Source organism: Algoriphagus sp. SE2 (assembly GCF_039563885.1).
In the GTDB taxonomy this organism is placed as follows: domain Bacteria; phylum Bacteroidota; class Bacteroidia; order Cytophagales; family Cyclobacteriaceae; genus Algoriphagus.
Window position 1 is genome coordinate 202,943 of the sequence record NZ_JBCLWJ010000005.1, and the last position, 24,457, is coordinate 227,399.

At 36.7% G+C, this 24,457-nt stretch carries 16 protein-coding genes; 9 read left to right on the plus strand and 7 right to left on the minus strand.

What is annotated here, in order from left to right; genetic code table 11:
• The 4 genes from AAGF08_RS08435 to AAGF08_RS08450 all read right to left on the minus strand — a co-directional run bounded on the left by AAGF08_RS08435 (position 1) and on the right by AAGF08_RS08450 (position 4,032).
• Entirely contained in the window at positions 1-876 is an 876-nt protein-coding gene (locus tag AAGF08_RS08435) for a CPBP family intramembrane glutamic endopeptidase (RefSeq protein ID WP_343510717.1), read from the minus strand.
• Positions 877-1,218: 342 nt separating this feature from the next.
• Complete coding sequence (locus AAGF08_RS08440; protein WP_343510718.1) at positions 1,219-2,013, minus strand: hypothetical protein; 795 nt, start codon at positions 2,011-2,013, stop codon at positions 1,219-1,221.
• A gap of 86 nt (positions 2,014-2,099) precedes the next feature.
• Positions 2,100-2,615 carry a transcription elongation factor GreB gene (gene greB / locus AAGF08_RS08445; protein WP_343510719.1) on the minus strand — a complete coding sequence of 172 codons (516 nt, stop codon included), beginning with the start codon at positions 2,613-2,615 and terminating at the stop codon, positions 2,100-2,102.
• A gap of 409 nt (positions 2,616-3,024) precedes the next feature.
• A complete protein-coding gene (locus tag AAGF08_RS08450; protein WP_343510720.1) occupies positions 3,025-4,032 on the minus strand; it encodes a hypothetical protein in 1,008 nt (335 codons plus the stop codon).
• Between the two features lie 191 nt (positions 4,033-4,223).
• On the opposite strand from AAGF08_RS08450, the gene AAGF08_RS08455 reads away from it, so the two are divergent.
• Positions 4,224-5,267: a histidine kinase gene (locus AAGF08_RS08455; protein ID WP_343510721.1), complete on the plus strand. Its 1,044-nt coding sequence runs from the start codon at positions 4,224-4,226 to the stop codon at positions 5,265-5,267.
• Positions 5,267-5,986, plus strand: a complete 720-nt coding sequence (locus tag AAGF08_RS08460; RefSeq protein ID WP_343510722.1) for a LytTR family DNA-binding domain-containing protein — start codon at positions 5,267-5,269, stop codon at positions 5,984-5,986. The genes AAGF08_RS08455 and AAGF08_RS08460 overlap by 1 nt, the downstream gene beginning before the upstream one ends.
• Before the next feature lie 881 nt (positions 5,987-6,867).
• Here AAGF08_RS08460 and AAGF08_RS08465 read toward each other — a convergent pair.
• The 3 genes from AAGF08_RS08465 to AAGF08_RS08475 are packed head-to-tail and all read right to left on the minus strand — an operon-like array spanning position 6,868 to position 12,988.
• Entirely contained in the window at positions 6,868-7,545 is a 678-nt protein-coding gene (locus AAGF08_RS08465; protein WP_343510723.1) for a 4'-phosphopantetheinyl transferase superfamily protein, read from the minus strand.
• 11 nt (positions 7,546-7,556) lie between these two features.
• The gene (locus AAGF08_RS08470; RefSeq protein ID WP_343510724.1) at positions 7,557-11,747 is read right to left on the minus strand and encodes an amino acid adenylation domain-containing protein; all 4,191 of its coding nucleotides are present in this window, start codon (positions 11,745-11,747) and stop codon (positions 7,557-7,559) included.
• A gap of 11 nt (positions 11,748-11,758) precedes the next feature.
• Positions 11,759-12,988 (minus strand): HupE/UreJ family protein, encoded by a 1,230-nt coding sequence (locus tag AAGF08_RS08475; RefSeq protein ID WP_343510725.1) that lies wholly within the window; start codon positions 12,986-12,988, stop codon positions 11,759-11,761.
• A gap of 142 nt (positions 12,989-13,130) precedes the next feature.
• Here AAGF08_RS08475 and AAGF08_RS08480 point away from each other — a divergent pair, with 142 nt between their 5' ends.
• From AAGF08_RS08480 to AAGF08_RS08510, 7 genes are all read left to right on the plus strand, one after another.
• Positions 13,131-14,204, plus strand: a complete 1,074-nt coding sequence (locus AAGF08_RS08480) for an ornithine cyclodeaminase family protein (protein WP_343510726.1) — start codon at positions 13,131-13,133, stop codon at positions 14,202-14,204.
• Between the two features lie 122 nt (positions 14,205-14,326).
• Entirely contained in the window at positions 14,327-16,567 is a 2,241-nt protein-coding gene (locus AAGF08_RS08485; protein WP_343510727.1) for a TonB-dependent receptor, read from the plus strand.
• 4 nt (positions 16,568-16,571) lie between these two features.
• Complete coding sequence (locus AAGF08_RS08490; protein ID WP_343510728.1) at positions 16,572-17,717, plus strand: acyl-CoA dehydrogenase family protein; 1,146 nt, start codon at positions 16,572-16,574, stop codon at positions 17,715-17,717.
• Positions 17,714-19,246, plus strand: a complete 1,533-nt coding sequence (locus AAGF08_RS08495) for an amino acid adenylation domain-containing protein (protein WP_343510729.1) — start codon at positions 17,714-17,716, stop codon at positions 19,244-19,246. The genes AAGF08_RS08490 and AAGF08_RS08495 overlap by 4 nt, the downstream gene beginning before the upstream one ends.
• A gap of 21 nt (positions 19,247-19,267) precedes the next feature.
• Positions 19,268-20,029 (plus strand): phytanoyl-CoA dioxygenase family protein, encoded by a 762-nt coding sequence (locus AAGF08_RS08500; RefSeq protein ID WP_343510730.1) that lies wholly within the window; start codon positions 19,268-19,270, stop codon positions 20,027-20,029.
• On the plus strand, positions 20,029-20,256 hold the full coding sequence (locus AAGF08_RS08505) for a phosphopantetheine-binding protein (protein WP_343510731.1): 228 nt from the start codon (positions 20,029-20,031) through the stop codon (positions 20,254-20,256). The genes AAGF08_RS08500 and AAGF08_RS08505 overlap by 1 nt, the downstream gene beginning before the upstream one ends.
• Before the next feature lie 7 nt (positions 20,257-20,263).
• Positions 20,264-24,382: an amino acid adenylation domain-containing protein gene (locus AAGF08_RS08510; protein WP_343510732.1), complete on the plus strand. Its 4,119-nt coding sequence runs from the start codon at positions 20,264-20,266 to the stop codon at positions 24,380-24,382.
• The last annotated feature ends 75 nt before the right edge of the window (positions 24,383-24,457 follow it).

The window sequence follows — 24,457 nt, forward strand, 5'->3', positions numbered from 1 at the left end:
TTATATGGAAGCTTGAACAAAACCTTGTGTCTTCCTTCTATCGAGATAACTACTTAAGATGATAATTATGAAGGTTATTAAAAAACTAACTATGGCAGTAATTTGAACGGCTGAACCTCCTGCATTACTTGTTAATTGAAATAGACTATGTTCGGTAGTGCCAATAAAATAATTTTGATAAACAAAAAAGCAATGAAAACCGACACCCATCCATATAGAGCCAGATATTTGTCTCAAAAAGATAGTGAAACAAGCAAATAGTAACATGTTAATCATATACCCTAAAGTAATCGAGTCTGCTCCACCAATGTTAATATTCATTCCCAGTAGGTCAGATTGAATTGTTACGATTACTAATGGAGAGATAACGAATAGCGCAATGTTTGTGATTATGGCCGCCCATTTACTCATTTTCGAGTGCAAAATACCTAAAAGGTACCCTCTAAATAATAATTCTTCAGGTAGAGCTTCATAAATTATGACAGCAAGAAAACCTATTAATAAACCTAGAATTACATTAGTATTAAAATTAATAATAAAGTCTGACCAACCCATCAGAAGACTAAGTGTCATGGTTAGTACAAATGGGACAAAAACAATTGCAGCTCCCTTCATAAACTGAGGAATTACTTTTTTCAAATCACCGATACCCAAATTTATTGAGAATGCATTGGGGATACGTTTCCGAATAATAAATATGGTTGGAATGATCAATGAACAAAAAATAATTCCTTGAACCACACTTTGCCAATGTGATTTAAGCATCCCTGCTTCCACTAGTTTTGTTCCCACCAAACCAGGTATAGGGAACCCAACAAAAATTAATAATAAGGCGCTTATTAGCGTTATTTTGAATGTTTTATTAGTTGTTTCCATCGTATTATGTTTTTCAGCATATAGATTTAGATGAATTCAAATTTGATGTTTAATCCACTTTGTAAACAGGGTAATAAGATGAACTCAAGGAAGAATCACCTGAATTGGGGGAAAACCAAAGTCGATTTGATTTAAGATTGGCAAAAAAATATAGCGTAGACCAAATGATTGGAATTAAACAATGGCTATTAATGAATCCAACTTATTAGCATTACTCTTAAAGTACCTGCCTTTGGAGATTCTCAAATGGGTGGTGATTGTTGTGATTTTATAAATTACCTAATGCTTAACAATTCCTTCTAGTTATGATTAGCAAATGAGGCATAATTAGCTTTATAGATTCTATGGTTCAATCAAATTTCGAAAGGCGCCTACTGGAACGGTTATTGGATTTAACCGATTATCTTGATAGTCATAAATATGAATGGTTCCCTCTATAGGAGTACCAGGCGCATATTCTTCAGCAGGTCTATCTGGGATTTTTTCAATCACTCCTTCAGGAGAAAGTTGATATGCCAGATCTTTGAATGTAACTTCAAATGGATTCATTATTATTCCTCCTCTAATAGGATCACCCGTGGAGAAAGACCAGGTATGAGGATGATTATTGGAGAAATGCTCATAATCAAAGTGAAAGGCTTTGGCTGCTGAAGTCCGAAGTTCACGGGCTTCTACGTGATATCGTTGAAGTGCTTGTTTTGGAGGATCATCTACGAAGTTTATTGCACTTTCACAAGACATCAAAACTACCCGGTCAACTAATACCATTTTTCCGGTTCTTCTAGGCATGCTACGCCATTTACTATGATGATCAAGGAGTTTCATCGCTCGCGTAAATATGCGGATAGATTGTTGTCCAGATTGATGATACATAAAGATGACATTAAAGCGGATGAACTCTTCCTCATGTGTTGCAAGATGCTCAGCAAATTCAATGATACGTTTGACAATTCGATTTGAGGAGGTAATTAAGGTGATAGCTGTTCCTAACATCCTTGTTCCAAAAGCACTATTGAATTGCAAGTCGTAAGTAATGCGTTTACCGATTGATAACAATCTGGACTCATATACCTCTTTAAATCTTGGGTAAAAGTCAATGATGTCATCAGCAGGTTCAGTGAAGATCAGCGTATTCATAGTCAATTGATTTTTATTTAAGCTAACCAATTGATTATTAAGCAACAACTGCTCAAGGTATGTACCTGAGATCTATTTTGGCCTAACTACTTTTGGTACTCTATTTTAAGAATTTTCCATATAAAATCACCCAGTTTGGTTTGAACGATCACCTCATCTCCAACAGCTTTCCCAAGAAGTGATTTAGCCATGGGGGAGTCCATAGAGATATAATTTTTATTACCTATTAACTCTTCGTAACCAACAATACGAAGGCGATTTTTAAGACCTTTCTTTTCGTTTTTAATTTCTACCCAAGCACCAAAATTCACTTTTCCTTCTTGGTTGGGATGGTAGTCAATCACTTTAAAATCATCAATACACTTTCGCAAATAACGAAGGCGATTATCAATTTCCCGTAAACGTTTTTTGTTGTAATGGTAATCGGCATTTTCTGAACGATCTCCCAAACTTGCTGCCCATGCCACCTTAGCGGTAACATCTGGTCGTTCAACTCGCCACAAATGATCATGTTCTTCCTTTAACTTTTGTAAGCCTTCGGAAGTAATTAATTGTGAGCGATTGAGTTTTGGTAGCGTTGATTCCGGAATTTTTCGCCTCATGATAAAAGATCTTGTTTTGAAAATTTTCGCAAGATAATATAATGAAAGAACTCAAGCTGACTAATGAACAAATAGAATTCTAAGCCATGAGAATCGCTTAAATGAAAACCAACTGGACTAATACCCGGATAAAGAAAAATAGAGCGTTACATTTTTAACCGATTTTAAACGAAAGATCAAATCGTTATCGTAATTCGTATTTAAACTGATTTTATGATAATCAGCAAGTTGATCGAATATTTTGATATTAGTTATATAATGTTTACAGTTTTATGTTAAGCAGCTTGGGGTTTGGCAGAGGTATTTTATTCTAAGCAGCGGCTGGCCAATTAGCCAAGCAGGAGGGAAGGCAATGGCACACTTATGTGACACGCTTTGCTGGCGCATGTGTGTGGCATTTAACCAGCACTTAAAGTCCACGTAAATATTCTTGAATTAACTCAAGTCCTTCTTCATCAAGCATAGTAGTGCCGTTAAATGGCATCCGTCCGTTAGCCATTGTTCTAGAGATTTTTTCCTTTTTATCTAAAATGCCAGTTTGACTTAATGGAGTTTCAAAACTAAAATCAAACCTTCTTTCACTCGACCTATTCCACCCATCAGGGTTATGGCAATGAGCACAGTTCATTGCTAAATAAGCTCTTCCTCGTTGATCTAAAGGAATATTTATGTCTTTATAGTTTACAATTGATGGAATGTCCTGAAGAGCAAATTCGTTAAGCAGACCAACATTTTGAAGATGTTTCAATTGATTGATATCAGCACCTTTTCTAGATACAGTTCGATTTAAATTCATTAGACTAGGTCCAAGAGGAGTTATTTGAGTATTTGACTGATGACAAGTTCCACAATCATTCTGTGTGGGAACTTTATAGAGCGTTGATAAACTTCTGCCATTAGTGTTTATCCAAGAAACCTCAGTTTCAGCACCCCGTATTGTTAGGGAGGCGTCAGTTTGTTCATTGTTCCAAACGTAAGTAGCAGCATTCCACTTTGATGCTTCTTTGATCAACAATCTTGTCTCAATTACTCTTTTACCTAAACTTGTGTCTCTTTCATCATGATAATAAAAGAAGGTCTTTGCGAGTATTGTGCCATTGGGAAACTCGAGTCGATCTAGAGCGCCCTTCTCGATCTTTTCTCTATTTGGCAACCTGATCAACCTTTGCTTGTGGGCATAATCTGTAAATAAAGGAGAACTCAATTCGACTAAGTGAAAGTTATTGTTTGGAATTAAGTCAGAAACACTACCCTGAAAGAGGTCATAGGCAGAAAGTTTCTGTTCAAATTGTATAGTTTGATCAAAGACTATTAATTCGAAATTGTCTTCCCTATCAAAATCGTTTTGACCGATACAAGCGAATAATCCGATTGTCACTAAAAAACCCTGTAATAGGAAAATCTTTGCTCTCATCATGAACAAATGTGTCAACAATAGATAAGGCTAAAAAAAATATTCAACCAACGAGGCGAAATCCTCAACGAAAATATTTCTTCCAAACAAGATGGAATAGCCAGTTTGATGGATAATGCTTTTAACTCATTGAGAAAATCCCTGGGTTCATTGAATTAATTTGGGTTTCTTGAAAAATAGTTTAATCATTAAGTATGCATAAGAGCTCTTGGCCGATCATCATTCAACAAATTCTGATCTGGGGATTTGGTTGGTTGTTGATACTCATCATTTTAAATTCTGGAGCAGGATTTGACAGTCGCTTTTGGACCAAGGCCATTCTAATCGTTCTAGGTTCGTCAGTGGTCGTACTGATCAATCTAAAAATCCTCTTGCCTAGACTATACTTTCAAAAAAGGAGAGGGGCTTACTATATATCAGCCATTGCCTTACTTTTTATGATTGTTTGGAGTATACATTCTGATGCTTTATCATGGAAAAAACAAGTGCAAAAAAGGGAGCAGATTGAGAATTATGGTGATTCAGCAACAGATTCACAATTCAGATGGCTGATCAGAAATCTACCGCCTTTGTTTATCAGTCTGTTAGGGAGCTCAATTGTAGCCATTGGAGCCTTTGCCAGAGAAAAGGAAAGAGAGTCAGTTATGCTTGAAAAATCTAAGCTCCAAGCAGAACTCAAATTTTTGAAAACACAGATCAATCCACATTTTCTCTTCAATTCACTTCATAATATTTATGCCTTAACGATTATACAATCGGACCTTGCATCAGAACATCTTTTAAAGCTATCAGAATTGCTGCGTTATATGCTGTATGAGTCCAATGAGGAATTGGTGCCACTAGAACGTGAAATCAATTATGTGGAGAATTATCTGAATTTGGCACAGCTCAAAGACAGTAGAGGCATGGACATTAAATTCAATAAGCAGCTAAGTGGAAAACAGATTGAAATAGCTCCTTTACTGTTTATTCCATTTGTTGAGAATGCCTTTAAACACAGTAAGATTGAAGATGTGCAAAAAGGATATATTCATTTGGAACTGAGCACGTCAGACAAGGAATTGCATTTTGAGATAGAAAATAGTAATCCGAAAAATGTCTATCAGAAGGACCAAGTAGGAGGTATTGGCCTCAATAATATCAGACAAAGGCTTCTGTTATTATACCCTGAAAGCCATAATTTGAAGATTGAAGATTCCGCTGATGCATTCAAAGTTCAATTAAACCTGCAATTCTAATGAGTACTTATTCTTGTTTGATTATTGATGACGAAGAATTAGCAAGAGACTTGCTTGAAAACTATGTGAATCGCGTTAAGCATTTGAAGCTTAAAGGGAAGTTTAGTAATCCGCTACAAGCACTGGGTAGCCTAAAGGACGAATCAATTGATATCATTTTTCTCGATATTCAAATGCCTGAAATGACAGGTATTGAATTTTTGCAATCACTTCCTGAATCACCTGCCATCATTTTCACAACTGCTTATGACAAATATGCGCTCAAAGGATATGAGTTTTCTGTAATCGATTACTTACTTAAGCCATTCAATTTTACACGCTTTGTGCAAGCCGTAAATAAAGCTACTGAACTAGTTAGTCTAAAGAACCAATCAAATTCCACTCAAGAGCGTCCAAAGGGTGATTTCCAATCATCAGAAATACTTACTGTTAAGGCAGATCATAAAGTCTTTCGCATTGATATTAAGGATCTTATATATGTTGAAAGCCAAAAAGAATATGTGGTTTATCATACAAAAAAGGATAAAATCATGTCTCTAGGTTCGTTAAAGAGCCTTGAGGAGAAACTTCCTAGAAATCAATTTATGCGTGTACATAAATCCTATATAGTATCGATAAAACACGTTAATAGTTTGGAAGGGAATGAACTTAATCTAGGTGAAATTAGAGTACCTGTAGGTGGTATTTACAGAAATCATGTAGTTCAAACTTTATTCTGAATTAGGGAGGACTATAAACCTAAATATTTAGGTAGAAGAGGAGTTTGATTTTGAAGGCGGGTGGCCCGAGAGAATAGCGGGGATGCGTCTGCCATGCGGGCTGGCCGATTTATTCTCTCTAGATTTTTTGCATACTTTTTTATCAATGAAAAAAGTATGAGCCTAGCGGCTTGAGCGTTCACAGAAGCTACTGAACAACAACAGATCATTCGAGTCGTACATAGCCTCTGCATAGCTATCAGGAGATTGCCGCGCTACGCTCGCAATGACGTTACGTTAGAGAGCCTCAGCTAAGGACACAGCTAAACAAAGCGCAGGGTCACATGTGTTTTACTCATACGCTCAAGGCATGCCGCACAGGCCCTCGTGAATCTCGCAAGCTCGATTTGACAGGCTGGTCAATCCAATGATCAAGTATGAGGGAAACTCTTGTGTAGAGTTGGCTAATGGCTGGTACAGCCAAAGCGCGGTGGGTAGAATAAATAGCCGAGTTCGGAACAGGGCTGGGTAGCGTTGGTCCCGATGGCTATCGGGAGCGAGCTGGCCGAAGCGGCTATTTAAAATAAAACTAATTATATAACCTTCATGGGATCTTCATTAGAACCTTAGCCACATAGGTGGGGCAGTTTGTGTAATGTATTTACCCGAGTACCGATAGCTATCGGTAGCGAGGGCAAGCGCAGTTTACGGAGCGCAGACATAATATCATTATAAAACATAAGGAACTGTGAGGAAGCGTGAATTCCATTAACATATAATCGGCCGTTATAGCACTGAAGATGCTAGAACTGATTATATGTTAAATGCTGCCGCATTACTGGAATTCACTATGAATGTTATATAATTTATATTATGTTAAATAGATTCGGGAGATATCTATCCTACGAGCCATATACCTTATATTCTACTTCCAACTTATTTCCCTCTACTACTACCCCTATTCCAAAATCCTTCACCCAATCAGAATAAATACTAGTCAAAACTTCTTGTTGGTGTTCAGGGCTTGTTGAAGGAATCTCTAATCTTGGTTGGTTCATCGTGTCTTTCACTAAAACCTGATCCAATGGAAATGTTAATCCTTTTCCAACTAATTTGATGTAGGCTTCCTTAATACACCAGAGTCTAAAAAATGCTTCGGATCTCCTATTTCCTTTTGAATTTTTAATCAAGGAGATTTCCTCTGAAGAAAAAAAATGAGTTGAAATTAGCTCTGCTTCAATCTCAGGATCTAAATATTCTATATCGACTCCAAGTTCAGCTTCCGGAGAAAATCCATAAATCACATAATCTCTTGAATGTGAAATATTAAAATAGATTTCAGCTCCAGGATTTGCTACATATGGCTTTCCAAGTTTTGATTGATTTATAACTATCTCTTTGGGTTTTATGGAAAGGTATTCTGAAAATAGCTTTCTTAAAATGCTTCTTCGTTTAATAAAACGAGTCTTTATATGAGGGCGAAGAAACCGATCGGCACGATCTAATTCTTCTGATGAGAGGTCTTTCCCACTTTCTTCAGGTAATTCATCCAATTTGGCAAGCCATAAATCAACTTTCATGAAAAGATCTTTTATTCCTTTTCAAGATCCCATTTTTTAAGGTTTCTTACAATTGCCTCATTGAGTTGCCCAGTATATGGTTCTCGCATTAATTTCAAATGTGGACCCAGGATTTCTTCCCGATCTACAATATTTAATAATGGATCCCATTCATAGGTGTGTTTAAATTCCCTTGGTGTAGTAATAAGTAAGGTATCGCATGCGATCTTTTCGGGCTTATAATTAAGAATATACTTTTTCAATAAACCTGTATCCTTTATTAATGCGGGCTGATTCTGTTCTTTCTTTACCTTTTTTCGAACCTTCTCCAGCAATTCTCCCGGTTTATTCCAGTATTCCAAATAGGTAAATAGCTTTTTATATCCTCCCTTTCCAAATGTTCTCGATTTATCAAAAAACAAAGGCGGATCGATCATAATCAGATTTACCTGCTCCCCTACCTCTAGTAATTGCTTTGCAATCTCAAAAGCTATAACATTTCCTATTGAATAGGATAAAATGCGGTATGGACCTTTGCTTTGGATCAATTTGATGTCTTTCAAACATAAACTCGCGATCTCGACAATATCCTTTGGGACAGAATCCTTAATCAATTCGGGACTTACCGATAAAACACTGTAAATCGGGTATTCTGCTGGCATGTGCCTGGTCAATTGACTATAAACTGTTTCGTAATAAAACTCACTATGAATACAGAATAGAGGCAATTTCTGACCGGTTGTTTTTATTGGAATGATCCTCTTCAAGGATTTTGACCTCAATTCAACTAAATTCTTATTATTTAAAATTTTACCTGCAATCTCTTGAATATTATCCTCGATATTAATCGGTTCTTTGAAAACATAATCAGCGTTTAGCTCCTTCTCCACCTGAAGCCATTCAAAATCAGATCCTCCATTTTTTTGAAAACTATCTCTAACCCCGATTAATTTTTGATTGAGGTATTTCTCCCAAACTTTTAAAACTTCTAGCTCTAAAGTGTTTTCAGGTCTGGCATATTCTTCATGATGAATTGACTTGACCAGAGATTCTACCGTGGAATACCGTAAAAATTGAGCAGGTGTAACTTTAATTCCAATGTCTCTACATCTTGCAATTATCCGGATACTTTGTAAAGAATTTCCACCCAATTCGTTGAAATCCTTGTTGACTGGTACTTCCTCTACTCCCATCACATCAGCCCAGATCCCTGCAACCTGACGTTCCAAATAGGTAGAAGGAACTTTTAAAGCAACATTTGAAGCCTGCGGCTTGGCAAGAGCAATGCCTTTTAAAGTATTTAAATCCACTTTTCCATTTGGCAGTAATGGAAATTCCTTTAGGGTCAGGATTATATCAGGAACCATATATCGAGGTAAATTTTGACGGAAAAATTGCCTCAACTCCTCCTCTTTTAATTCTGCCGGGGATTTAATAGCTAAGAATATTTGGGCATCAGATTCTCCAATAATCATTGCAAACGCTGAATGAACTTCAGGATAACGCTGAGCTAAATCTTGAATCTCAGTCAATTCAACCCGATGCCCTCTAATTTTAACTTGATTATCTTCTCTTCCAAGATATTCCAATAATCCATCTTTCTGGATTCTAACAAGGTCACCGGTCCTATAAATCGTATCCCATTGCTCAGAAAATGGGTTTTTTAAGAATTTTAGAGATGTCTCAGTTTTTGATAAATAGCCTTTTGTTACCCCAGCTCCAGCAATACAAAGTTCACCGGGAATACCAATAGGACTTAATTTCTGATTCGTATCGAGAACATATGCTAAGGTGTTTGATGTAGCCAATCCTATGGGAACTCTATGAAAAGAATCTCCTGCTTTTAATTCCTGAACAGTACACCAAACGGTTCCCTCGGTAGGACCATATTCATTGAAAAGGCGGGCATTGGGATGCCTTTCAAAATGTGTTATAATTAACTCATTTGGAAACTCCTCTCCGGCCAAAATCACTCCTTTCAGAGATTCCCAAACTTTATCATTTCCTTGCAACAAGGCCCCATAAAGAGAAGGCAGCATGAGGGTGTGACTGACTTCTTCCCTACTCATAATTGCTGAAAGTGCAGCCGTGTCTAGGGTCTCATTTTGTTGAGTGATGACGAGTTTTCCACCCGTGCACAAAGACCAAAAGATTCCGGCAATTGAGCTGTCAAAAGAAAATGAGGATACCAATAAGAATGAAGTTGGATTCTCTTTATAATAAGTTTTTCTAGCTTCTACGGAAGAATACAAATTAGAATGGCTAACCAAGACTCCTTTGGGTTTATTACTGCTACCCGAGGTGAAAATAAGGTACACATTTTCACCAACAATAGAATTTTTATCTAATTCATTATCAATAACTTGATTGTAATCAAGTAAATCTATTTTTATGACATTTGAAGAATCAATTAGTTGGCTTTTTGAATCAATCAAATTACGATGCGTCAGGACAAAATTTGCACCGGATTCTTTTAGGTATTGATTAATTCGTTGATCCGGATAGTCTGGGTCTAAAGGCAAATAGGCCCCTCCATATCTCAAGATTGCCACAATAGAAACCAGAAAATCCACTGATCTTTCCATAAAGATCCCTATGGGTTGATTGGGATCAGCAGATTTCTCTCTTAACTCATTTGCAATTACTCTACTTTTTTTATCCAGTTCTCCATAACTCAGTCGCTCAGATCCACAAACCACAGCAATCTGGTCCTTATTTCTTGTTAAGTTTTCAAGTATATCAGTTAGAACAGTTCCTTCACTTTCCGGATGGAACTCATGACTTAGGCCTGAAGTAAGAAATTGATTCTCTTCTGCAGAAATAATGGAGTAAGACTCAATCGATCTGTTTGGGTTCTCACAAATCCTATCAAGAAGTGTCGCAAAATGCTGACTCAAGCGCTCTGCAAAAACTGGACTGAATAAATCTTGGCTAATCTCAACTCCGATTTGATATGCTCCCTGTACTAAACCAAAATGATGTAACGTCAAATCAAATTTAGAGACATCTAAATCCAATACTTCAAAATCTACTGGAAGACCATGGTTTTTAAATGGGTTTTCTCCAGAGGAATGTCCCACAAACATGGCTTGAAACAGAGGGTTATAGCTTTGATCCTTTATTTTTTGGGACTTACTGACCAACTCCTCATAGCTAGGCTTTTGGGAAGAAATTGCCTTTAAAACATCATTTTTGATTTCTTTAATAAGCTCAGAAAACGGTTTTTGATCATTTACTCTGGCCTCAATGACCTGGGTATCTACAAAATACCCAACCATAGATTTAAACTCTTCCTTATCTCTATTTAGAACAGGTATTCCAACTGTTACCGAATCGCTTTTTGCATATTTCCCTAGCAAAATCTGGAAGCAAGCAAGAAAAAGGTTGAAATCTGTGGTTTGGAACTCTTTTAAGAGCTTCCCTACTTTTTCAGTTAAATTTTTAGGCAAGGAAAAGCGAATTAAACTTCCTTGATAGCTTGGACTAGCTGGTCTTGGATAATCAAGCGGAAGATCTAAAAATGAGTCTGAAAGCGCTTCATTTGTATTGGATTCGGGATCATCTTTGGAAAGTCCTTTCTGCCAAGTTGTAAAATCTTGATATTGTAAATCTGATTTATTTCTAGCGAAGTCTGGGTTTTGCTTATCCTTGGAAATCCTTGCATAAAAATCAGCGAAATCTTGCCTTAAAATGCCCATAGACCAGGCATCAATTATTATATGATGAAAGGTAACACCTATAGCATATTGGTTATTTTCAAGATAACAAACCCCTACCCGAATCAAAGGGTCAGTTTCAAGTCTAAAAGGCTTGCTTGCTAGTTTTTTAAGCCAGTTTCTAGCATCAGATTCGCTTCTTTTTCCTTCTGCTACATGTAGCTCAAAACTTGTTTCTCGTTGAAAAACCATCACAGGTTCTTCTTGGAAAACAACATAGTTACTTTTTAAAACCTGGTGCTTTGCAACTAAGTTTTCAAAAGCTTTTGTAAAAACTTCCTGATCAAAAGAGGGTTCCTGAAAATTCCAGATCTCAGAATAATTATAAACAGGACTTTTCGGATTCTTTTGATAAACAAACCAAAGACGCTGTTGAGCTACAGATAATGGATAATAGTCTGATGAGCCAGCTTTAGGAATCTGCTCCTCTGCTAAATTCTCTGATTGTTGTTCGTTTTCGTTAAAATTTAGCCACTGATCAAGAAGATCATCCGAATTTCCTTCCATACACTAATCTACTAAAGGATTCCTTTTTCGAGCAACCAAGTATGAAGTTTCAAATCGTACCCGAAAGCTCTTTCAATGATCCAATAAGCTGATATTGCCATCAATAAAAGAGAAAATCCCACTACAATGACGTGGTATTGCTTGAGCCTACTAATTAAGAAAAGAAGCGGAAAGGCAATAACTATAATACCTAACTGACCAATTTCTACTCCTAGATTAAAACCAATCAAAGAATAAACGAGGTACTCCCCTCCTCTTGATTGCTCCGCCAAAACCGAAGCAAATCCGAATCCATGAAAGAGGCCAAATACCAAAATAATCAGCCACTCACGTTTATTTAAAAATGGGACAATATTATGAAACGCAGCCATGGCAATGGAAATGGCTATAATCGATTCGACAAGTCTTGAAGGCAGATTGATTAATTCCAAAGCTGCTAAACTCAAAGTAACAGAATGGGCAAGTGTAAAAATTGTAATGATTTTGACCACAGAAATAAACGCAGTTTTAAAACTTGGCTCTGGATAAAAATCAGTGTATTTGATCCCCAACCAGCGTTTTTTAGGATCATGTTTTGGTCTAAAGACAATCACCGATGGAATCAGTAGCGCTATTAAGAACAGGATATGATCCAATCCGATCCAAATATGGTAGATTCCGGATTTAACCATTGCCAAAAATCCAGTAAGTATAGATCCCTCCTCAATGTCAAGCGTTTGATTTGGAGAGGAAGTCCCAAAGATCAAAGAAGGAAGGGATTCATTGGCTAAAACACCGGTTTTCCAATTTCTCTCAATGTGAAGTAATGATTCATGATTACTTAATTCTTCTACAAAAATCTGATCATATACTTCCAAATCAGAAGGAACGGGATTCATATTCTCCATGGAAAAATTAAATAAAAGAAAATCATCTCCGTCATTTAAATCTAAAAGACCCAAATCAGTGAAAATCAGTGCATGATCTCCTTGTGTAGATTTAAAGTTGAGATGGCTAAGAATATAATCCACCATCTGCTGGACTTTAGGGTCATTCTCATCTGGCACTACTCCAGGACCAATTTCAAATCCAAATACTTTGGTGATATCACTCTTCCTTAGTTCCACACGACAATCCATTTTACCTTCGTAAATGCTTAGGTAAATAAAATTTTGGTTTGGCCTATGTGCTTCTACGTTGACCGCGAGTGTAAATAATAGGAAGAAAAAAAAACTTGTTCTAATAAATTTGGTTGATGACATATATCTTAGTGTAGGAAGGATTATTTGGGTGTAACAAACTTTTAATTCAAAGGTTCTTAAATCCTAAGAATTTAGATCGGCTAAAAAAATGAATTGACACCTTAATTCAAAATAGTATATTGGGGATTGGTTAAATTAAGCAATGGAGAAGAATCAAGAAAGTATCATAATAGACAGCATTGCTGTTAATAAGATTATCACAAAAATTGGGTTAAACAGAGTAATGGATGACCTAATTGCAGAATTAGAAGAAGCAATAAAAAACTATAATAAAGAAGAAACTGAGGTCCCTATTCGCTCAGGTTTTAATTATAAAAAACCTTTTCTAGGTTTGGTGGAATGGATGCCAATCATGAAGAAAGGCGAGGAAGTATTGATTAAGGTAGTCGGTTATCATCCGGAAAACCCAGACATTTTTAAATTACCTACCATTTTATCGACTATTTCTTCCTACGACGCGCACACTGGTCATTTGAATTATTTAGTAGATGGAGTTTTGCTTACTGCTTTACGAACTGGAGCCTCTAGTGCAGTAGCAAGTAAATTAATGGCAAAACCAAATTCAAAAACACTAGGTATAATTGGTTGTGGAGCACAATCCATCACCCAGATACATGCTATATGCAGATTATTTCCAATTGAGGAGATATTGATATATGATATCGACCAAAGCTGCATGAATAGTATAGCAGATCGAATTGCTCCCATTAATCTAGGAATTTCACCTAAGGCTTCTCATATTTCTGAAATCATGGAGCTGTCTGATATTATATGTACCGCAACCTCCATTGCCCCTGAAAAAGGTCCTCTATTTTCTGAATTTAAATCAAAGCCACATCTTCATATTAATGCCGTGGGAGCAGATTTTCCTGGAAAATTTGAACTTCCAAAATCACTTTTAGAAAAAGCATTTGTTTGTCCCGACTTTCTTGATCAAGCTGTTATCGAAGGAGAATGCCAGCAATTGAATAAATCTGATATTGGTTCTTCTTGGGACGAACTAATCCATGATGAAGATTTGAAAAAAAATTACCAATCAGGGATTAGCGTATTTGACTCTACTGGATGGGCTTTAGAAGATCAAGTCGTGGCAAGATTATTTGCCAATTATGCCGAAGATTTAAATCTTGGAACTAAAATGAATATTGAGTCTTTTAGTTCAGATGAAAAAAATCCCTACGGGACTATTCACCAGTTAATTAATGTATCAGAATAATATTCTCTTAAAAGTTTAAAATTATTTTAAACAAAAACAGTAGAAATAAAGTAAGGTTTTAACAGAAATAAATCACAAAACCCAGTGGTATGATTTTCAAACCGGCTTTATAAAGTATAATTATGTTAAAAAAAGTACTCCCCACAATCTTTCTTATTATTTCATTAATAAGCCAAGTCAATGCTCAGGCACTCAAAGGACGAGTGTTAGATAGGGCAAGTTCTCCAATCATCGGTGCTTATATTATTCACAATGCCTCTGAACATCATGCCCATACGAATGAAGCAGGGTATTTTGTTCTTTCCGGTGTAGAAAACGGAGATTCTCTTCAAGTAAGTCACATCGGCTATGAAACTCAGATCATTGTAGTAGATAATCTTTCAAGAGAAGTAACAATTCGAATGGATGAATCAGCCATTGAACTTGGAGAGGTGGTATTTAGTCAAGACGTTAATCCGGTTAATACACTTTCCAGAATTGATCTTAAGACAAACCCGGTTAATACTTCTCAGGATATCTTAAGAAAAGTCCCAGGCCTTTTCATAGGTCAGCATGCGGGTGGAGGGAAAGCTGAACAGATCTTCCTCCGTGGTTTTGATATTGATCATGGAACAGATATAAATATCACTGTGGATGGCATGCCGGTTAACATGGTTTCCCATGCACATGGGCAAGGCTATTCGGATCTGCATTTCTTGATTCCAGAAACGGTAGAACGAGTAGATTTTGACAAAGGACCTTACAATGCTGACAAAGGAAATTTTGCTACAGCAGGTTATGTGAATTTTCAAACAAAAAGAGGATTAGATAAAAGCTCTGTATCTGTACAGGGTGGAAGTTTTAACAGTGTGCGTACTGTGGGACTTTTCAACCTGATCAATGATAAGAAAAATAATGCTTACGTAGCAGCGGAATATTTAGCAAGTGATGGCCCATTTGAATCCAGTCAAAATTTCAACAGATTGAATTTAATGGGACGATATGGTCTTACATTAGATGATGGTAGTGATATCAGTTTGATCGCTTCACATTTTACTAGTAAATGGGATGCCTCAGGCCAAATACCTATCAGAGCTGTTGAAAGTGGTCAAATATCGAATTTCGGAGCATTGGACGATACAGAAGGTGGTTATACTAGTAGAACAAACATTGCTTTAAATCATACGAAGCTGATCAACGATCGCCTATTTATTAAAAATAACGCCTATTACTCAACCTACGATTTTGAGCTATTCTCAAACTTCACTTTCTTCCTTGAAGATTCTGTTAATGGAGATCAAATCAGACAACGCGAGAATAGAGCAATTTTTGGAGCAGAAAGTCAGCTTACTTACAGCAACACATTCAATGGTGGCGAATATGCGCTTCAAGTTGGTGTAGGTCTTAGAAGTGATGACATTCGGGATAATGAACTAGCAGGAACAAAAAATAGAGATAGCGTTCGATTTGTAACTCAGAGAGGTGACATTACCGAGTCAAATTATTATAGCTACATAAATTTTGATCTTTACTTAAAAAAGCTGAGAATCAATCCAGGAATAAGAGTTGACTATTTCAATTATCTATATCAAGATGATCTTACTCCAGAATATGACCCAGAGTCATTAAACGCGGCAGTAGTAAGTCCAAAACTTAACTTCATTTACACGGTGAACGAAGATGTTCAAGTTTTCTTAAAATCAGGAATAGGTTTTCACTCGAATGATACTCGTTTAGTTCTTGAAAGACCAAATAATGAATCCATCCTTCCAAGAGCCTTTGGTGCTGATTTAGGAGGTAATTTTAAATTGATGCCCCGCTTGATAGTAAATGGAGCTCTTTGGTATTTAAGACTTGAACAGGAATTTGTTTATGTAGGTGATGCAGGTATTGTTGAGGCGAGTGGAAGAACAGCAAGAAGAGGAGTAGATTTAGGATTACGTTGGCAAGCTAACAAATGGTTATACTTTGATGGGGATTTCACTTATTCTTATGCAAGAAGTATCGATGATCCAGAGGGTGATAACTTTATCCCATTGGCCCCAAGAATTACCACAACTGGAGGAATGAGTTTTGAGAAAAATGGTTTTGCGGGTGCAATAAGAGCACGATATTTACAAGATCGCCCTGCTAATGAAGATAACAGCGTTGTCGCGGAAGGCTATACAGTTGTAGATATGAATGCCAGCTACACTTTCAATGCCTTCACTCTTGGTTTTTTCATAGAAAATCTACTTGACACAGATTGGAAAGAAACCCAGTTTGATACAGAATCAAGAATAAGACTTGCAAATGGAAACCTGGAACCTAATCCAGTTAGCGAAATTCATTTCACTCCTGGTACTCCGTTCAACTTTAGAGGATTTGTGAAATTCACATTCTAATTTAATGGATTTTAGCTGGAGCAAAGAACAAATAGAATTACGTGAGAAGGCTAAGGTTTTCTCCGAAGAGAATCTGAATAAAAACATTTCTCAGAAAGATCGCAACAATATATTTCCCAAGGAAGAGTGGGACAAATGTGCCGAATTCGGAGTTTTAGGTTGGCCTTTCAAAAAAGAATATGGAGGAGCAGGTTTTGATCCCCTAACCACTGTTTTGATGCTTGAAGGTCTGGGATACGGAAGTAAAGACAATGGTCTCCCCTTTTCTCTCAATTCTCAGATCTGGAGTACGCAAGTAGCAATAGATGCTTTTGGTACAGAGGAACAGAAACAAAAGTATTTAACCAGACTTATCTCCGGAACAATCGGTGCTTTTGGAATTACAGAAGAAGGCTCTGGATCAGATACATATGGGTTAGAAATGACCGCCGAGAAAGTTGAAGGTGGTTATATTCTAAATGGAGAAAAGCATTACATCACCCTAGCTCCTATCTGTGAAATAGCAGTTGTTTTTGCCACAACAAATGTCAAGTTAGGCAAGTGGGGAATCACGGCTTTCATAGTGGATAAAACCATGGAAGGTTTTACAAGTAGCGATGTACGGGATAAAGTGGGAATGAGAACCACCCCAATGGGGAACCTCTATTTAAAAAACTGTTTTGTCCCTGACGAAAACCGATTGGGCAGAGAAGGCTCTGGTTTAAGTCTGTTTAGCTCAGCTATGGAATCAGAACGAGGTTATATCTTCGCGAGCCAGATTGGGCGAATGGAAAAGCAATTAGAACTTTCAATTGCCTATGCTAATGATCGTAAGTCCTTTGGACAAAGTATTGGAAAATTCCAGTCTATTTCCAACCGGATTGCCGATATGAGACTTCGACTTGAAACCTCCAAAATGCACCTTTATAAGGTAGCATATTTAGATAAAAATGATTTGCCATTAATGCGAGAAGCTGCTATGGCTAAACTATACATCAGTGAGGCTTTTGTGGAATCCAGTCTGGATTTTATTAGAATCTTTGGAGCCAAAGGAGTAGTAACAGAATATGAAGTTGAGCGTGATCTTCGCGATGGATTAGGCGGATTAATTTACTCAGGCACATCAGATATTCAGCGAAATATTATTGCTAAATTGGATGGTTTACTATGAATTCAAAGAGTCAAACATTAAGTGAACTCATCTCAGCAGGTGCAAAGAAAACGCCTGAAAAACTTGCTTTCAAGAGTGCTGAAGGCCAAATCACCTATCAAGAATTAGAATCTCGAAGCAATCAATTAGCAAATTGGCTTGCTGGGAATCAGATAAAAAAAGGAGACCGCGTCGGCATTCTTATTGAAAAGAATATCTATACAGCTTATGCAGTTTACGGTATTTTAAAAGCAGGAGCTGTTTTAGTAGCTTTGGATCCTAGTCAACCCAGTGAAAGGCTTGACGCAATCATTGCTGATTGCAATATTAAAATAGTTCTCACCATCCCTTCTCATCAAAGGATAGTAAATCAAATTGATAAAAGAGAGCTAATTCTGGTAGGGTCAGATAATGGCCTCTCTTGGGAAACTATATTTCGGAAAGCTAGTCCTTCTCCATTGAATTTAGAAATAAAGTCCTCGGATCTCGCTTACATCCTTTACACTTCGGGCTCTACAGGAGAACCAAAGGGAATTGTTCATACGCATGCAAGCGGTTTGGCATACGCCAAGCAATCTGCTTCACTTTATGAAGTATCAGAAGATGATATCATAGGAAATGTCGCCTCCTTGCATTTTGATCAAAGCACATTCGGATACTTTTCGGCCATCTATGCAAGTTGTACTACCTATATTTTCAGAACCAGCGAACTTGTTATGCTGGGAAGTTTTTGTGAAGCGGTAAGAAAAAATGGAATTACGATTTTATATTCGGTCCCTTCCCTTTTCATTTCTTTAATCGAAGGGGGCTTTGATTTAGACTTTCCGTCTGTAAGATGGATTAAATATGGGGGCGAATCCTTCCCAGCAATCAAATTAAATGAATTGCTCAGAAAAGCTCCTAGAGCAAAGGTTTCAAATGTTTATGGCCCTGCAGAAGTAAATCAATGTACTTATTATACAATTTCAAAGCCTGTTGACCCAGAAAAAGAAGTTCCGATAGGTCAGGTTTGGGACAATACAAGCTATTTGATTTTGAATTCTGAAGACCAACCAGTTGCTCTTGGGGAACAAGGAGAATTTCTTGTTCATTCTGTCACTATGATGCAAGGTTATTGGAATAATGAACCATTGAATGAAAAATCCTTTTTTATAGATGCTCAAAAAGGAAAAGAAGTAAAATATTATCGAACAGGTGATTATGTCTATTTGAATAAGAATAATGAGTTGGTTTTTGTGGGGAGAATGGACCGTCAAGTGAAAATTAGTGGGTACAGAATTGAACTTGGAGCCATTGAACAGGTTTTAATTCAATGTCCAGAGGTAAAAGACGTAGCTGTTTTCACTTGTAAATCAAATGGAATGAAAGAATTGTGTGCAGCTTTAGTCCCAAATGAAATTCCGTTGAATATTGATTCATTGAGAAAGAGGTTATTAAAACTTCTCCCAAAAACAAGTATTCCGAAACACTTCTTTGAAGTTCAATCTCTACCCCATTCAGTTAATGGGAAAGTTCATTATCGAAAGTTGGAAAAACAGTTTTCTAATTAAAATAGAGAAGTGATAAAAACTATGCTTAGTCAAGATCAAATCAACACATACGATCAACAAGGTTATTTACAGATAAGTAACTGGCTAGAAGGCAAAGAATTGGATCAAGTCATTCAGGCCATTGAAAAAATTGAGCAACTTGATGGACCAGAGTTTTTCAGAGAAAAATCTTCCGGTAAGATCCGAACTATTTTTGCTCCAGAAAAATTTGATTCTTCTATTCTGGCATTACTTAAAAATTCTTCACTTCCCAAAATTATTGAACAACTTTTGAGGACTGACTTTTATCTATTTCAGTCCAAACTGAACACCAAAAGCAGTCTTGAATCAGGTGTATGGAGTTGGCATCAGGATTTCAAGTTTTGGAAAGATGATGGGATGATCGCTCCCAATGCATTGACAGTTGCTATTTTATTATCAGACGTAGATGTAGCAAATGGTCCGATATTGGCAATACCATCCTCGCAAAAAGAGGGAGAAGTTGAGTCGTATCTGAATAACCCAGATGGAGTGCATGATGAGAATTTAAAATATATGATCACTCAAAGTACCTTATCGGAAATGGTGAAAAAATATAGCCCGATTATTCCATTTACAGGAAAAGCCGGAGATATACATATATTCCATTGTAATTTACTTCATAGCTCTTATCAAAACATGGGAGTAATTGACAGAAAACTTTTAATGTTTACCTTCAACCCCATTGATAATATTAAAGAAGTTTCAGACCCCAGACCAGATTATATGGTTAAAAGAAACCTTACAGCATTAAATCCAAAGTAATGGTCGAAGAGATTACAAATTATATAAATGAGGAAATTGACGTCCTTGTCACCCAAGAAGAAGAACTATTGAGCAGTGGGTTGATTGATAGCATTACTATTATGAAACTTATAGCTCATTTGGAAGAAACCTATGAAATTAAAGTTCCACCTCAGGATATGGTAATAGAAAACTTTAATACAGTTTCATCCATTATAGAATATATTGCCCAGCAGCAGAATAAATAGATAAAGATTGCAAGTATCACAAGACTCTATTTCCAGCCTAACTGGAAGTCAGCAAAGTATTTGGGCCAGTCATAAGATCGACCCTAGCTCAACTTCAAATTACCTTCCTCATACATTTGAATTTAGTGGAGAAATTGATTCGCATACGTTTCAGCTGGCTTTTAAGCAATTGATTGCCAATCATGATTGCTTGAGAACTGTTTTTAAGGAAAATGAAGATTCAGTTGTCGAGCAAATCGTATTGCCCCATCTGGACTTTGATCTTTCTTTCGAAGAGATTTCTACTGCAGAACTTGATTCTTTTATTGAATCTCGAATCCAAACTCCAATTGACCTTTCAAACCAATGTTTTGATTCTACTCTTTTAAAGCTAGATGAGGGGTGTTATTTATGGTATTTGAATATTCATCACATTCTTGCAGATGCTACCACCTTTAAAGTTCTTTTTGAAGAATTGGCCAAGCTCTACGATTCGGAATTAAAGAAAATTGGAAGTAATGCTGAAAGCATAACAAGCTTCAGAGAATATCGAGCCTTTGAGCAGAAAAAAAGAGATAATAAAAATACTCCAGCTGCTGAATATTGGAAGTCTAAGGGGCAAGTTCCAGTTAAGGAATTATCCTTATATGGAAACAGAAAATCTAAAAATCAAAGCAGTGCAAGAAGAGTAAGAATTCCTATAAGTGCCGATTTAAAAAGACTTTTAGATGAAAAACTTTCCACGGAAGGCTTTAGGTCCTTTAATCCGGATCTCACAAAATTTACGATTTGGTCCACTATTTTCGCCGCTTTTATTTCCAGAATATCAGGAGAATCTGTATTAAGAATAGGAAGCCCATTCCCAAACCGAAATCTCAGTAAATTTAAAAATACGGCTGGCTTACTTATAGAAGTTTTACCTATTGATCTTCAGATAACTAACGAAGATACTTTCCAAAGTCTGTATGAGAAGGTGAGACAAGAGCTTTTCGATTTCTTTAAAAATGGATATCCTGGCGCTCAAACCATGGAAAGCTCTAGAGGGATTCAATTAGTAGTCAATTACATTCCGCTTTATTTTGGTGACTTTGGGGAAATCCCAACCAAGACTAAATGGCTTTTCCCCGGACAATTAGATTCAGGACACCGACTTCGTTTTCAGGCATTTGATTTTAATGATAAATCAAACCTGGATTATTATTTCGATATCAATGAAGCTTATTTTACCGCTGACCAGATAACCCTACTCCCACTCCATTTTGAAAAGATGGTTCAAGGGTTTATCGCTGACGACCAATCGAAAATTACGGAAGTAAAGCTAGTTTCGGAGGAAGAGGAAAAAGAACTGATTTCTAATGATGAAAGTGAAAAGGGTGATACAAAAACGTTCGATGAACTTATAAAACATATTTTTGAACAATGTTCAAAAAACCCTGCCATAGTTCTGAAAGACAAAATAATTTCCTACAAAGAACTTGGGGAATTGATAAATAAAGCGAGTCAAATCTTTAAAGAAAAAGGAGTTAAGGAGCAAGATATTGTTGTCGTTCATAAAGAAAGGTCCTTTGAATATATTCTCTCAGTCCTTGGCATCTTGCGTTTAGGAGCCACATTTGTTCCTATGCCTGTCGATCTTCCCAAAAAACGGATGGAGAGTATTTTGGAAGATTTGAGTCCTTCATTAATCGTTAGTTCATCTTCAGAATTCGGATCCTTTCCAAAAATTGATGTAAAACTAAACGACCTTCTTTCTTATGAATTGAAAGATCATGATTTAGACTTAGAACTCGATCCGAATCGAACGGGATATATTCTTTTTACTTCAGGTTCTACGGGTAAACCAAAAGGTGTTGAAGTATCACTGACTTCATTGGCAAATTATTTAAGTGAAGCCAATAGGTTGTACAGCAGAGGGAAAGAAGTACACATGCCTTTCTTCACTTCCATAGGTTTTGATCTAACAATCACTTCCTTATTTCTACCACTAATTTCTGATGGAACAATTCATATTTACCCGGAAGGAAAAACTGGACCTGACGTTTCTATCTTGGAAGTAATCAAAAACAAAGAGATAAACACAATTAAGCTTACCCCTTCTCATGCGAGAATTATCCTGGGGACTTCATTAATTGAATCGAATCTTAAAACAGTAATTTTTGGAGGTGAGAATCTCGAAACAAAGCTGGCTACAGATTTTCAAAATAATCTACCTGAAGGTGCAGAAATATTTAATGAATACGGACCTACTGAAGCGACAGTAGGATGTATAGTTCATAAATTTGATCTCGGTGAAAAAGCTCCTTCAGTACCAATTGGAAAGCCTATTTCGGGCTGTTATTACTATATCTTGGATGAAGGTTTAAATCTAGTGCCTCAAGGAGTACAAGGGAACTTATACCTTGGGGGTGAAGTACTTGCAAAAGGATATTATAAAAACCCCAACCGTACAGCTGAGTCTTTTATTACTAACCCTTTTCGGGAAGGTCAAAAGATTTATAAAACCGGAGACTTGGTAAGGTTAAACGTCTCAGGGATACTCGAATATTTTGGAAGAATAGATGAGCAGATCAAGTTAAATGGAGTAAGAATTGAATCGGCAGAGTTGGAAATGTTGCTTTCCGAATTTCCTGGTGTGGAGGAAACTCATATCATCGTGGCAGATTCAAATGAGGATTTATACGAAGCCCCTGATTTTTACTGTAAAAACTGCGGAATACCATCTAATTATCCTGATGCAACCTTTAATGAAGAGGGAATCTGCAACTTGTGTGAATCATTTGAAGAATATCAAAAAAATGTTTCTTCTTACTTTAAATCCATTGACAACCTAAAATCTGAGATTTTGGGCTTAGGCGAAAATAAAGAAAAAGAATACGATTGTCTGATGCTCTTAAGTGGAGGAAAAGACAGTAGTTATGCGTTGGCACGACTGGTAGAACTTGGACTCAATGTACTTGCTTGGACTCTAGACAATGGGTTCATTTCTGATAATGCCAAAGAGAATATTAATAATACGGTTACGAAACTTGGTGTCGACCATATTTATGGCAGAACAGATGCAATGAATGCTATTTTCAGAGATAGTTTAGAAAGGCATCAAAATGTGTGTAACGGCTGTTTTAAAACCGTTTATACACTCAGTACCAAGCTTGCTCTTGATAAAAATATCCCGGTGATTGTCACAGGACTTTCTAGGGGACAATTCTTTGAAACTCGTTTAACTGAAGAGCTTTTCTTAAAAGATCATTTTGATCCGGCAGATATAGATAAAATAATTTTAGAAACTCGTAAATCCTACCACAGAAGCAAAGATGCGGTAAGCGAGTATTTGGATGTTTCGATGTTTGAAACAGATGATGTTTTTACCAAGGTTTCTTTTGTTGATTTTTATCGTTTCAGCGACGTAAGCCTTTCTGAGATGTATTCTTATTTGGAGGAGAAAATTGGATGGAGAAGACCAACAGATACAGGTCGTAGTACAAATTGCATCATTAATGATCTTGGGATTTTTGTTCATAAGCGAAAGAAAGGGTATCATAATTATGCATTCCCATATAGCTGGGATGTTCGGGTTGGGCATAAAAAAAGGGAAGAAACTATTGATGAGTTGAATGATGAGCTAGGTACTCAAGAGATAAAAAAACTCATGCAAGAGATTGGCCTAGAAGATCAAAATTCTGATTCCAAAGAAATCCGGGCTTATTTCAAAGCTTCTTCTCAAGTGGATAAGAATGAGTTGGTTGAATACCTCAAAACTTTCCTGCCTACAAACATGATTCCTTCAACTTATATTCAAGTTGACTCCTTCCCTCTCACTTCAAATGGAAAGGTAGACAAGCAAGCACTCTTGAGAAGTCAGACTAAAAGTGCTCCCAGAAAAAACAAAGCAATTGTAAAACCTAAAAATAAAATTGAAGAGTTGGTACATAGCACCTGGTGTACTGTCTTAAAGCTGGACAGTATCGATGTGACAGACTCTTTCATTCCTCTTGGTGGTAATTCTCTTTCGGCCATACGAATCGTTTCTTTACTGAGCAAAAGGCTTAATCTGGAAATTTCTATTCAAGACTTTTTTGAGCAGGATACGATTCGGAAATTATCAGCTTCTATTGAAGCGGAGATTAAGAAACGTATGGGTATTGCTTAAAATAAAAATTTGAATTTTAAGGCTTCATTTTTTTCCTTGTCAAAGATTATGAAATGAAAAGTTTTAGCTTTGAGG